General features: G+C 50.8%; 1 protein-coding gene. It reads right to left on the bottom strand.

Translation table 11 applies throughout. The features are described from left to right. Positions 1 to 38 precede the first annotated feature (38 nt). Complete coding sequence (locus tag FS818_RS21835) at positions 39 to 14,885, bottom strand: non-ribosomal peptide synthetase (protein ID WP_145334666.1); 14,847 nt, start codon at positions 14,883 to 14,885, stop codon at positions 39 to 41. Between the last annotated feature and the right edge of the window lie 166 nt (positions 14,886 to 15,051).

The following is a 15,051-nucleotide window of genomic DNA, read 5'->3' as shown; positions in this document are numbered from 1 at the left end:
TGCAGATTTTACCAGACATCAAAGGCACGATTGCAACGTTAAAACGCAAACTCGATTGTATCAACTGCATTCTTTCCGTCTGTCTTTGGTTTATGACATTCAATCCGTTTTAGCTCAAGGTGCGGATTTTCCACGATTTGAGACAGCACCCGCAGGTAATCCTCGGTCAATGTGCGAATCATCGTCTCTTTGAACAGCTTGGTGGCATAGAAGAAGCCCCCGCTTAGCGAGCCGTTGTTTTCATACATAAACAGGGTTAGATCAAACTTGGCTTCTTCAAGCTGGTCGAGTTCAACATTTTTCAGGTTGACCCCTTCCAGTTCGACGTCTTGTTCTTCGATATTTTGCAAGTCGAAAACCGCATCGAATAATGGAAAACGGCCCGGTTCCCGCTTCACATTCAAACGCTCTACGAGCTCTTCGAACGGATAATCCTGGTTCTCAAAAGCACCCAATGCGGTCTCCTTCACTTCTTCAAGGTAGGACAAAAACGTTTTGTCGCCCGACGGACGATTGCGGAGTGCCAACGTATTGACAAACATTCCGACGACCGGCTCCAAATCGGCATTTGTTCTTCCCGCCACCGGGGTACCCACGATGATATCCTCTTGCCCGCTGTACTTGCACAGCAGAACGGTATACGCCGCTAGCAGTACCATGTACAGCGTGCTTTCTTGCTCAGCCGCTAATTGACGCAGCCCCTCAGAGAGAGAGGCATCAACGTCGAAATCCAGGTGCATGCCCTCGTAATCGCGAATCGCAGACCGTTCATAGTCCATCGGTAAATCGGTCCTCGGCAGTTCGCCTTCAAAGGTTTTCAGCCAGTACGCTTCCTGCCGCGCGATCCGGTCTTGGTAGTCCTTAGACTGTTGCCAGACAGCGTAATCTTTGTATTGAATCCGTAGTGGAGGCAGTTCTTCACCGGCGTATAAACTCGAGAACTCATCCATCACAATCGCCATCGATACACCGTCGGACACAATATGATGCATATCAAAAAGGAGAATATGCAGGTCCGGTTCCAATTCTATGACTCCAGTGCGCAGAAGCGGCGCCTTGCCAAGGTCGAACGGGCGAACGAAGCTGCGGATGATCTGCTCGATTTGGGCCACATCCTCTGGATCTGATTGATGGTGCTCGATAGCAAAATCAACCTGCTGGTAAATGCGCTGAACCGCTTCACCCTTCACAACTTCAAAACTTGTGCGCAGTGATTCATGACGTGTTATCAGTTTGCGCAAGGCAACTTCAAAACGTTCTAAATCAAACTCACCTTCCAACCGCACCAGTTCCGGCATGTTATAAAGCTGATCTGCTCCATCCAGCGTATGCTGGATGTACAATCGCTTCTGTGCAGAGGAGAGAGGGTAATACTCTCTCACATCCGCTTGAGGAATAGCCTCATGTTCACGTCGCTCCATCTGCGCAATTACCTCAGCCATCGTTGCAATGGTCGAGTGGCGGAATACGTCGCGTAGCGGCAGATTGACATTTAATTTCTTAAATATCTTGCCTGCCAATGACGTTGCCCGTAGAGAGTGACCACCAATGTCAAAGAAGTTCTCGTACACGCCGATTTCCTTCGTTAGCCCCAGCACCTGTTGCCAAATCGAGGCCAACTTTATTTCCAGTTCATTGCGCGGTGCGACATACTCCGTTCCGCTTCCTGCCTCCCCTTCCGGTGCTGGCAACGCCTTCCGGTCAATCTTGCCGTTTGGCGTCAGAGGCAGACGCTCCATCCCTACAAAGTAAGATGGGATCATGTACCCTGGCAACTCCTGTGCCAATGCTCCGCGCAGATCGTTTACTGCCAAATCCATTCCCGTATCCGCTGTGTAATATGCACATAGCACTTTCTGTCCATTTGCGTCATTTCGAACCAGCACCACGGCTTCGCGTACATTTTCCACCCGCAAGAGTTGTGACTCGATCTCGCCTGTTTCGATCCGATACCCCCGGATCTTCGCCTGATTATCCATCCGACCGATGAAGTCCACGTTGCCGTCTTTTGTCCATCTCGCCAAGTCTCCCGTGCGATACAACCGTTCGCCTGCTGCGAACGGGCTGTCTACGAACTTCTCTTCTGTCAGCTCTGGACGATTCAAGTATCCGCGCGAGACCCCAACTCCGCCGATAACCAGTTCACCCAGCACCCCGACAGGCACCGGATTTAAATGTGCATCCACAATATAAAACTTCGCATTTAACCACGCTTTGCCGATAGGCACATGCCCTGTCTTCGGAAGCATTTCCAATGTCTCGTCGTAGAAACTGGAGTCAATCGCTGCTTCCGTCACTCCATAAGCGTTGATGATTCGGAATAATGATCCAAAACGCTCCTGCAAGGTTCGATAGTCTGCTACGCTGCAGCTGTCCGAACTGGTGATGAGTAGCTCCATATGGCTCATATCCAGCCCCTGCTCGTACACATATTCCATAAACGGAATAATCAGCGCTGGCGTCGATTCAAAAATAGTAACCTGCTCTTGCTCAATCCAGTGGTGCAGACGCGATGGATCGATCCGGTCGTCCTTCGGCACAATCACCATCGTGCCCCCGTTATACAGCGTGCGTGCGATATCGCCCACGAACACATCAAACGAGAAGCTGGCCAGCTGCAACAACCGCACCGGGAACTGATCTAATCGATATTCCCGCCGGTACCCTGCCGCTGTGTTCACGAGGCTACGGTGCTCAATCATGACGCCCTTCGGCTTCCCTGTCGTTCCCGACGTATAGATCACGTAGGCCAGATCCTCTGGTCGGGCTTCGTGGAAATCATCCATGCCAGAACGCATCGGCGCATTTGCCCGTTTCTCGCTGTACGATGCTTCGTCATCGAGATACAACACATCCGCCAACGCCAGTTCCTCTGCTGCGAGCCAAGCTTCGGCACGCTCTCGCAGTAGCTTTTGGGTGAGTAGCACCTTTGCTCCGCTGTCTTCCAGCATGAACCGTACGCGATCTGCCGGGTAATCCGGGTCAAGCGGTACATACGCGCCGCCTGCTTTCCAGACAGCAAGCACCGCTACCAGCAAATCCACCGAACGTCCGGCAAGAATACCAACGATGGATTCTCGGCCAATGCCGCTTGCGCGCAGCCTAGCGGCCAAACGATTCGACCGCTCATTCAGCTCCGCATACGTTAGACGGTCATTCTCGTACACAACCGCCTCCGATTCAGGCGCGCGCTGCGCCTGTTCTTCAAACAGACGGTGGAACGCAACCGCGGGAGCAACTTGCACTTCCAGCTGCGCCGGGTTAAATGCGCTGAGCATTTCTTTTTCCTCAGCCGTTAACAAGCTCAGCTCGGCTATCTTCGCATCCGGACGGCTTACAATCGTGACGAGCAGTTGCTCGTAATGTTTGGCCAGACGTTCGATCGTCTCCCTTTTATAAAGAGCCGTCGCATATTCGAAGCTGTACTCCAAGCCGCCGTTCTCCTCGCCCACATCCAAGCTGATATCAAACTTTGCGGTATCCATTGCGCTCGGATAGGAAGTCAAACGGAGCCCTTCCAACTCGAATTCCTCGTTCTCCGTATTCTGCATCGTAAACAATGTGTCAAAGAGGGGATTACGGCTTAAATCACGGGTGACTTGCACCTTGTCCACCAATTCTTCGAACGGATAGTTTTGATGCTCAAAAGCTTGGAGGGTCGTTTCTTTAATCTCGCTCAGGTATGACAGGAACGTCTTCTCCGAAGACGGGTAACTGCGAATCGCCAGTGTGTTCAGGAAAATCCCGATTAACGGTTGCACATCTCCATGATTCCTTCCGGCAATTGGCGTACCAACGACCACATCTTCCTGACCTGAATATTTGTGCAGAAGCACGTTATACGCAGCAAGCAACACCATGAACAGTGTCGTGCCCGTCTCTGAAGCCAACTGCTTCAGGGCATCCGTTTTCGTAGCTTCTAAGAAAAACTCCAGTGTGTGACCATCGTAGCTCTGCACAGCAGGACGCGGATAATCGGTTGGCATTTCAAGCACCGGAAGTTCCCCTTGGAACATGTCCAGCCAGTATGTTTCCTGATGCTGAAGCCGTTCCTGCTGCTCCTGAGAATGTAGCCAAACGGCATAATCTTTGTACTGAATGCGTAAAGGCTCCAGTTGTTCTCCCCCATACAAGCGGACGAATTCTTCAACAAAGATCTCCATCGAAACACCGTCGGAAATAATATGATGCATATCGTACATTAGAATATGGCGTTCCGGATTAAGCTGGACAAGGCCTACTCTCAGTAGCGGAGGTTTCGCCAAGTCAAACGGACGGACAAAACGACGAACGATCTCTTCGACCTCTTGCTCATCCACCGGGTAGAACTCCACGGCAAAATTGAAGTCCTGGTAAATCCGTTGAGATGCTTCGCCATCCACCATCTCGAACCCGGTACGCAACATTTCATGTCTATCCACAAGCTTACGGAATGCGTCTTCGAACCTTGCACGATCCAAAGCACCCTCTAGCACCATGGCTTCCGGCATGTTGTAACTAAGCTCCGCACCTTCCAGTTGATTCAAGATAAAGAGGCGTTTTTGAGCAAAAGATTGCGGGTACACCTCACGTCTCTCCGCCAGCGGAATAGCAACGAATTTCTGCTCATCTAGTCGGGAAATGGCAACCGCCATGTTCTCGATCATGGAATGACGAAACACCTCTCGCAGTGGCAGATCCACGTTCAACTCTTTATGAATCTTGCTGACCAGTGACGTTGCCCGCAGGGAGTGACCTCCGATGTCGAAGAAATTCTCGTACACGCCGATTTCTCTCGTAAGTCCCAGCACTTCCTGCCATATCGAAGCCAATTTTCTTTCCAGCTCATTGCGTGGTGCAACATACTCTGCTCCGCTTCCTGCTTCCCCTTCCGGCGCTGGTAGCGCCTTCCGGTCAATCTTTCCGTTCGGCGTCAGAGGCAATTGCTTCATCTCCACGAAGTACGATGGAATCATGTATCCTGGTAAATCCTGTGCCAGCGCGCCACGCAGATTGTTTACTGCCAGATCCGTTCCTGCACTTGGTGTGTAATACGCGCATAACATCTTCTGCCCTTCCGCATCAGTTCGAACCAGAACGGCTGCTTCCCGTACGCCTTCCACACGCAACAGCTTCGCTTCGACCTCACCTGTTTCAATCCGGTAGCCCCGAATTTTAGCCTGATTGTCCATTCGACCAATGAAATCCACGTTGCCGTCTTCCATCCACCGCGCCAAGTCCCCTGTGCGATACAACCGTTCACCTGCGCCAAACGGACTGGCTATGAACTTCTCTTCCGTCAGCTCCGGACGGTTCAAATATCCGCGCGAGACCCCAACTCCGCCGATAACCAACTCGCCCAGCACACCTACAGGCACGGGATTCAGGTGTGCATCCACAATGTAAAACTTCGCATTTAACCACGCTTTGCCGATAGGCACATGTCCTGTCTCTGGCAGCAGTTCCAGCGGCTCGTCGTAAAAGCTGGAGTCAATCGCTGCTTCCGTTACGCCATAGGCGTTGATAATACGGAATAAAGAGCCGAACCGCTCCTGCAAGGTTCGATAATCTGCCACGCTGCAGCTATCCGAACTTGTGATGAGTAGCTCCATCTGACTCATATCCAGCTGATTTTCATGCACATAATCCATAAACGGCACAATCAGCGCTGGCGTTGATTCAAAAATAGTCACCCGCTCCTGCTCGATCCAGTGGTGCAGACGAGACGGATCAATCCGGTCATCCTTCGGCACAATGACCATGGAGCCTCCGTTGTACAGCGTGCGTGCAATATCGCCCACGAACACGTCAAACGAGAAGCTGGCAAGCTGTAACAGCCGCACCGGGAACTGATCTAATCGATATTCCCTTCGGTATCCTGCCGCCGTATTCACCAGACTGCGGTGCTCGATCATGACGCCTTTGGGCTGTCCTGTCGTTCCCGACGTATAGATTACGTAGGCCAGATCCTCCGGTCGGGCTTCGTGGAAATCATGCATGCCAGAACTCATCGGCGCATTGGCCCGCTCCTCGCTGTAGGATGCTTCGTCGTCGAGGTACCACACTACCGACAACGCCAGCTCCTTTTCAACGAGCCAAGCTTCGACATATTCTCGCAGGGGCTCTTGGGTGAGTAGCACCTTCGCTCCGCTGTCTTCGAGCATGAACCGCACACGGTCTGCCGGGTAATCCGGGTCGAGCGGTACATAGGCGCCGCCTGCTTTCCAGACAGCCAATACGGCTACCAGCAAATCCACCGAACGTTCGGCGAGAATACCGACGATGGATTCCCGGCCAATGCCGCTTACACGTAGCGTAGCCGCCAAACGGTTCGCCCGCTCGTTCAGCTCCACATACGTCAGCCGATCATTTTCGTACACGACAGCCTCGGATTCAGGCGTGCGTTCGGCTTGTTCCTCGAACAGACGGTGGAACGCAGCCGCAGGAGTCGTTTCTGCTTCCGGTTGTGCCGGATTAAACGCAAGGATCATTTTTTCTTTTTCCGCTGTGGTCAACAGATGTAGCTCAGCAATCTTCGCATCCGGGCGGCTTACGATCGCCGCAAGCAAATGTCCGAAATGAGCCTGCAGTCTTCGAATCGTGCTTTCTTTATAAAGAGCCGTTGCGAATTCAAAGTTGCACTCCAACACGCCGTCTTCTTCTGTAACATCTACGCTCAAATCGAACTTGGCCGAGCCGTAGTCGCTAGGGTACGGTGATAACTTCATTCCTTTCAGTTCTATCTTTTTATCCTCCAAGTTTTGCAAGGAGAACATGGTATCAAAGAGCGGGTTACGGCTCAGATCCCGGGCAACCTGCACTTTATCGACGAGCTCCTCGAACGGATAGTTCTGATGCTCGTAAGCCCCTAAAGTCGTTTCTTTCACTTCTTCCAAATACGATAGGAAGCTTTTGTCCGAAGTCGGATAATTGCGAAGCGCCAGCGTATTAACGAACATTCCGATTAAAGGCTGCGTATCTGCATGTGTTCTGCCCGCAATCGACGTTCCGACAATCAAATCGTCCTGGCCTGTGTATTTATGCAAAAGCACGGTATATGCCGCAAGTAACACCATATACAGCGTCGTTCCTCTTTGAGCGGCCAGTTTCTTCAAACCTTCGTTTGTCTTCTCATCTACGAAAGACGTTAACGTCTGTCCTTCAAAACTTTGCACGGCAGGACGCGGGTAATCGGTCGGCATTTCCAGCACCGGAAAATCGCCTTGGTAACGTTCCAACCAATAGCTTTCCTCCCGTTTCAACTGCTCCTTATGCTCGTCTGACTGTTGCCATACCGCATAGTCCTTGTATTGAATGCGTAAAGGCTCTAATGACTCGTCGCTGTATAGATGAACGAGTTCATCGACGAATACGTCCATCGAAACTCCGTCGGAGATGATATGGTGCATGTCAAACATCAGTAAATAACGTTCGGTCGCCAGCTCTACGAGTTTCGCTCGCAGCAGTGGAGGCTTCGCCAAATCGAAAGGCTGGATGAAGGCCTGTACAACGTCTGGCGCTTCTTCCTCGTTCGCATGGCAGTACTCCACAGCAAAGTGGGCACTCTCGTAAATGCGCTGTACTGCTTCGCCTTGCACGATCTCGAAGCCGGTTCGCAGCGTTTCGTGCCGTGCAATCAGTCCGCGGAAAGCCTTTTCCAGCAGACTCCGATCGATCGTTCCTTCCACCAGTAACACACCAGGCATGTTGTAGCTCTGATCTGCACCTTCCAGCTGATTCAGGATATACAACCGCTTCTGAGCTGATGAAAGTGGATAATATGCTCTTCTGTCTGCCAACGGAATCGACGAGAACGTCTGCTCTCCGATCCGGGATATGGCTAGGGCCATCTCTTCAATTGTCGAATAGCGAAATACGTCCCGCAGAGGCAACTCAACGTTCAACTCCTGGTGCACCTTACTTACCAGTGTTGTCGCCCGAAGTGAATGTCCGCCAAGGTCGAAGAAATTATCATGAACGCCAATGTGCGCGAGTCCGAGCACACTTTTCCAAATATCAGCCAGGCTAGCTTCAAGTGGAGTCCGTGGTGGAGTCCCATCTTCGCCTACCTGCAAGCTCTCCTCTGGTGCCGGGAGAGACCTGCGGTCAACCTTGCCGTTCGTTGTCAGCGGGAGTTGCTCTAGCTGGATCAAGTACGACGGAATCATATAGGCCGGTAGCTCCTGGGAAAGTACACTCTTCACCTCAGCCGCTGGAAGCTCAACGTCAGCTTCATAATACGCACAAAGCTGCTTTTCGCCGGAAGCACTCTCTCTGGCGAATACCGTTGTTTTCCGAATCCCCTCCACTTTCTGAAGCTGAGCTTCAATCTCGCCGAGTTCAATCCGGAAGCCACGAATTTTCACTTGGTCATCCGTCCGTCCAACGTATTCAATCGTACCGTCCGGCAACCATTTCGCTAAATCCCCCGTCCGGTACATGCGCTCTCCCGGTTCAAAAGGATTGTCCACAAATTTCTCCGCCGTCAGCTCGGGGCGGTTATTGTAACCCTGTACCAAACCTTCCCCACCAACGCAGAGTTCGCCAGCCACACCGATCGGCAGAAGTTGGTTACGGCTGTCAACGATATATACCGTTGTATTACTTATGGGTCTTCCAATGGGAACGGTAACCGCTGCGTCATCAATGAAGTCGACCGGAAGGTATGTGGTATACACCGTGCTTTCCGATGGGCCATACAGGTGGTTAAGTTTTCCCGGTCCGATATGGGCGAGCGCTTTACGCACATGACCAACCGACACTCGCTCTCCTCCGAACAATATTGCCCGGACATCTCGCAAGCAGTCGATGTTCACATCTACAAGCACGTTGAAAAACGCCGTCGTTATCAGCATCACAGAGATATGCTCGCGCTGAATGAGATCCGCTAGCTGGCTAATCTCCAGCACAGTCTCACGGGGAACCAGAACCAACCGTGCTCCGTTGGTTAAAGCACCAAAAATATCGAAGATCGCTCCGTCAAACGAATAACTCGAAAGCTGCAGGACATGATCGTGCTCCGTGATGTCGATATAATTCGTATTTCGCACGATACGCACGATGTTACGATGTGAAACAAGGTTGCCTTTCGGCTTGCCCGTTGTGCCTGACGTATAGATGATGCATGCCAGATCTGTCGCTTCCGTGCCTGGATGTAGATCAGTGCTGTCCTCGTGATAGAAAAATTCATCATCCAATAAGATCACGGAGTCCGAATCCGCCAGACGTTCACGCAAGTGGCTTTGGGTCAGCATGACCTGAGCTCCCGAATCCTCGATCAGAAAACGGATACGCTCTTCGGGATATTCCGGATCAATTGGTACGTAACCTGCTCCGGCTTTGTGTGCCGCCAGCATACCCACTACCATTTCAATGGAACGCTCAGCCATAATAGCGACTAGCCCTCCTCGGGTTATCCCGTGAGTACGCAAGGTACGGGCAAGGCGATTGACACGTTCATTCAGAGCGCGGTAGGTCATCTCGTGTCCATTCAAGGTGACAGCCGTTGCATCCGGGATGCGCTCCGCTTGTTCCTGGAACAATTGAATGAGCGTCTTATCGCGAGGGAACGCTGTGGTGGTATCGTTAAAACGTTCGAGTAGGTCCGTCTTTTCAGTCTCCGTCACAAGTTCCAACTCACCCACCGCAATTTTCGGATTAGCCGTCACCTGCTCCAGCAGATGTACGAGATGCCCCTTCAGCCGCTCGATACTATCTTTGTCGAACAATTCAGCATTAAAATCGAAGCGAATTTCGATCTCGGCTCCTGGTGATACGGTCACGTTGAAATTATAGTTCGTCTGCTCCTCCATCTGAACGTCCGCGATCGTCAGTTCCCCATGGTTCTGGTCGCCCGCTTGCTCCATCTGTTCATCTACAGGATAATTCTCGAAAGCGATGATATGGTTGATCAGGTTCTGCTTTTGCAAGCTGAGGGCTTGAATCTCATACAGCGGATAGTAATCATAACTCCCGGACTCCAGTGCTCGCTCCTGAAGCTTCACCATCAGGTTGGCAAATACGGTGTCGGCTTCACTCGTGACGCGAACCGGAACTGTATTGATAAACAGACCGATCATGGACTCGACGCCTGGAATCTCCACCGGTCTTCCGGCTACAACGCTACCGAATACGGCATCGTGGGTTCCGTTATATTTTTGCAACATCACACCCCATGCAGCCTGCAAAAGTGTATTTACCGTAACCAGGTGCTGTTTCGCTACCTGATCCATCCGTTCGCTTAAATCCTTGCCCAGCAGAGCTGTGACGTGATCGGCTTTAAATCTGTTATGCGGCGCTGATTCCTTTTGCCCGGGGAGTACCGTTTGCCCCTCATAACCTGCCAAGAATGCCGTCCAATAATCGGATGCTGCCTTATCGTCCTGCTTCTCCAACCATTCGATATAAGTACCGTAATCTGCTCCTTGATCTACCACCGGTTGCTCACCAGAGACCAAAACAGAATACATCTCGAACAGCTCCTGTGTCAGCTGAGACAGACACCAACCATCCATTAAAATATGCTGGAAACTCCACAATACATGGTAGCTTTGCTCTTCAGTACGCAGGATCGTAAAGCGAACAAGTGCATCATGTTCCATGTCGAAGCCGCGAAGTTTGTCATCCTCAGCCTTTTTGTCCAGATAGGCCTGTTTTTCCTCCATTTTCAAATGAAGCAACTCTTCATATTCGAAGCCAACTGGTTTATCACGGTACACAATTTGCAAAGGCTCCCCTGTCGGACCTTTCACAAAATTCGCCCGCAACACCAGATGTCGTTTTGCAAGCTCCATCCAGCTTCTCTTGAAAAGCTGCACATTGAGTGCTCCCCGCATCGTAAATCGTGTCTGCTCGAAGTAAGCGGCTGTTTGCTGATCAAGCGCGCTGTGGAACCACATACCCTTTTGCATCGGAGTAAGCGAGTAAATATTTTCGATTTCCCCGAGATGACCGGAACGCTGAGCGATTTGCTCCAATGCTGTAATGGTCAAACCCTTAAATTGTACGTCGCTTGGTGTCAGTTCGGTATGTTCTTTCCCTATGCAGTGCGCTATGAGTTCTCGGAGACTTTGCTCAAGGCCTTGAGCGAAAAATTCCATCGTTTCCTTCCGATACTGCTTCCGACTGTAGCTAAGATCAAGCGATAGAGCTCCGTCCAGCACCATGCCGTTAATATCCAGCACAAAGCTGCGGGCCTGCCGATTACTAGCCGGGCTACCACTGGAATAAGCAGATATGCCGATCTCATCTTGATTGACATCATCGTCGAACTGACCGAGGTAATTAAAATTAATTTCCGGCTCTGCGCCCCAAACCAAGCTATCCTCCAACTTGGAGAGATAACGGCATACGCCATAGCCAAGACCTTTGTTAGGAATGCGGCGCAAGCGTTCCTTGACCTGTTTAATCTGGTAGGCCAAATCCCGATCGCTTTCCGGCTCCAGGACCACTGGGAATTTGGTCGTAAACCAGCCAACTGTGCGATTAATGTCGATATCAGTTCCGATGGATTCACGTCCATGTCCTTCGAGATTGATCCGCACACGTTCGTGTCCTGTCCACTTGCGAATGGCTATGCCGAGCGCCGTAATTAAAATATCATTCATTTCCGTGTTATAAGCTCGGTGAACCCGCTTCAGTAACAGCTCTGTTTCTTCGGGAGTTAAACGGACGAATAGTGATTCGCTGTCTTGTTGTGTCGTCATATCCGTCTCCATATCCTTCGGTATGGCCGGAACCTCAATGAGCTCCACGTCCTGCCAGTAGGCTCGCTCCTTCGCAAGCTCTGCACTTTGTGCGTAAGCGGCCAATTGTTCTGACCAAGTGCGGTACGCATCCGTTTTCGCCGGGAAACGAATGTTCTCGTTTTTGACGGCCTGCTCGTAACCCAGTGCGAAATCCTCCATCAAAATACGCCAAGACACACCGTCCACCACGGCATGGTGAACCGTCAGTAACAGATGATCCCCATCCGCACACTGAAACAGTCCTGCTTTCATAAGAGGCCCATTCTCCAGATCAATACCTGCTTGAATGTCCGTTGCCTTCGCTTCCACAACCTGCCCGGTGTGTTGCTCATCCTTGAAGTCGAACACATCCAGCGTGAACAACCCGCCTTCCTGAATTGCTCGGTTCCGGGCGCTGAACCCTTGTTCCGTCTTACGGAATACCATTCGCAAAGCGTCATGATGTTCGGCCAGCTTTTGCAGTACATGTCCTACCGTTTCTTCGTCGAATCGGTCCTTTCGGTACAGCATCACCGACTGATTGAAATGATGGGAATCCACAAAGGAGCTCTCGAAAAACCATTGCTGGATCGGCGTCAGTACTGTTTCACCCGTAACTTCTCCTTGATCGATGGTACGTCCAATCGGTTTCACATGCAGACTGAGCTGTGAGATCGTCGGATATTTGAACAAATCCCGGATTTCCAGCTTGTACCCGGCTTGATGAAGACGCGAAGATACTTGAATGGACTTAATCGAGTCTCCACCAAGCTCAAAGAAGTGATCCGTTACCCCAACGCGATCAGCGTTCAATACGGCCTGCCATACATCAGCAAGAGTCCGCTCCACTTCATTTCGGGGAGCTACGTACTCGCCTCCAATCAGTGCATTTCCTTCTGGGGCAGGCAAAGCCTTGCGGTCAATTTTGTCGTTCGGTGTAAGAGGCATCCGTGGAAGCTGAACGAAATGTGCAGGAATCATGTAATTCGGCAAGTTTTGCGCCAGCGTGCTTCTCAATTCACCTAATGTAAGCGGTTGGCTTGCGACCAGGTATGCGCACAGTTCTTGGCCACTTTTACCTTCCCGAGCTATCACGATTGTCTCCTGCACGGAGTCAATCTTCAGAAGTTGATCTTCAATCTCCCCAATTTCAATTCGGAATCCACGTATTTTCACCTGATGGTCTATCCGCCCCAAATACTCCATATTTCCGTCTGGAAGCCAGCGGGCCAGATCTCCCGTCCGGTAAAGGCGTTCTCCTGGTGCAAACGGATGTTCCACGAACTTCTCTTTCGTTAGCTCTGGTTGGTTCAGATAACCTCTTGCAAGCCCGACTCCTGCCACGCACAACTCGCCGTCCACTCCTGGAGGTACAAGTTGCAGTTGAGCATCCAAAATAAAAATCTGGTGATTCGCCAGTGGCCGCCCGATCGGAATCACTCTGTGTTCCGGTTGCTCCTCATTTGCATCCCAAAGCGTCGTAACAATGGATGCTTCAGTAGGGCCATAAGCATTGAAATAGTGAACCTTCGTTTTCCACTGTTGCACAAATTCGGCTGATACCGCCGAGCCTCCCGTTACGAGTTTCGTTAAACTAGGGAGCCGTTCCGGTTGCAAATAAGCGCTATACGTTGGCGGCAAAATCGCCGCTGTAATTGCATGCTCATTCATATAATTCTCGAACAAACGAGTGTCGAGAATCGTTTCGGCTGTGGGAATGTACAAAGTCGCACCAAAGTAAAGCGCTTTGAACATTTCCCAGCAGGATGCATCGAATGACAGGCTGGCGAATTGAACAATTCGGTCTCGCTCCGTAATACCAAGCCTGTCCGCAAACATCAATTTCAAGCTTACCAAGCCCCGATGCTCCAGCATGACCCCTTTGGGTTTGCCTGTTGTACCTGACGTATAGATGACATAAGCGAGGTCATTCGGGCCACTAGCGAGCTCAAGATCCGCCCCATCGTTGTCATAGGAGTTCTCGTCATCCAGTGCAAGAACAGTCCCTTTGAAAGGTACTTGGTGCATCAGTTCCCTTTGAGTCAGCAGCAGCTGCGCGTTAGAGTCCTCCAGAATGTAACGGATTCGTTCTTCGGGGTATTCGGGATCAATGGGCACGTAAGCACCGCCAGCTTTTAGAACCGCCAGAATACCAACTACCGTCTCCAGGGATCTCCTTACCATCAATCCGACCAATTGATTGGGTAACACACCGACGGATCGTAGCGTTCTCGCCAGCCGGTTGGCCCGTTCATTCAACTCCGCGTAGGAAAGTTGCTGATTCTCAAAAACAACTGCCGTCGCTTCTGGCACCCGCTGTACCTGTTCTTCTACGAGTTGATGAATTGTCCATTCCCGGGCATAGTCCCGCTTGGTATCGTTAAAGCTTTGGAGCAATTGAAATCTCTCTTCTTCAGACAACATATCAATCTTCACGATGTCCAGTTCCAGCTCGTGAAGACCTACATTTAGCAGGCTGTTGAGATGACCAACAACCCGAGTCATGAATTTAGAATCATATAAATGCTCGTTGTATAACAGGTCTAGCTGTATGTTCCCGCCGGTTATGCTGAACTCAAAAGAACAATCCGTAACCGCATATTGTGCGATTTCATCCGTATGTAGCTCCTTGAGAGAGACTGATGTATGAATGATGGGCTTCCCGTCCGCATATTGTAGACCCAGCTTCTCCGTCATTTTCGAGAACGGAATATGTTGATGCTGAATCGCTTCCGGTAAGGAAGTCCTGAGTTCACTCAGAAGTGTTTTAAACGTCGTGCCCGCCGAAAACGAGTTTTTTAATATGACAGTATGATTAATGGATCGGCGCTGTTCCGTCTTTTTCGGTACGATTGGCATACCAACCAAAATGTCGGAAGCGCCTGTATATTTATATAAAAGTGACTGAACACCAGCAAGCATAATCATAAACGTCGCCAGCGGAGCTCCCTTACTCATTTGAAGGATACGTTGCGACGCTTTCTCTGAAAGCGAACCACTAACGGTTGTCATTATGGGACTTAAAGGGCTTTGAGTTTTGCTGTAAGGCAAGCGCGTCAAAATATCATCATCACTACCGAGTTTTTCATTCCAAAACAACGTTTCTTTTTCAAAAGCCACCTGGATCGTTCCCCTCTCTTCATCGGTAAAAGCAATCCGGCAGAGCCTATGCCGCAGCAATGCTCCCCGCCTTTTCAAAATGTGACAACTTTACTGTGAATACAGATGCCCGAAAACGGACCTTGAATTTAACCTTGGATTCGGAATTGGGATTAGAGGTGGACAAGGGAGGCTCCTCCCATTGATGTAAGACGTGCTGCAGGATTCCAGTAGGCCAGTAAGAATT

It is taken from the genome of Paenibacillus xylanexedens (assembly GCF_007680605.1).
Classification (GTDB): domain Bacteria; phylum Bacillota; class Bacilli; order Paenibacillales; family Paenibacillaceae; genus Paenibacillus; species Paenibacillus xylanexedens_B.
The sequence above is the reverse complement of the archived record's forward strand: the minus strand, read 5'-3'. Positions and strand labels throughout refer to the sequence as shown.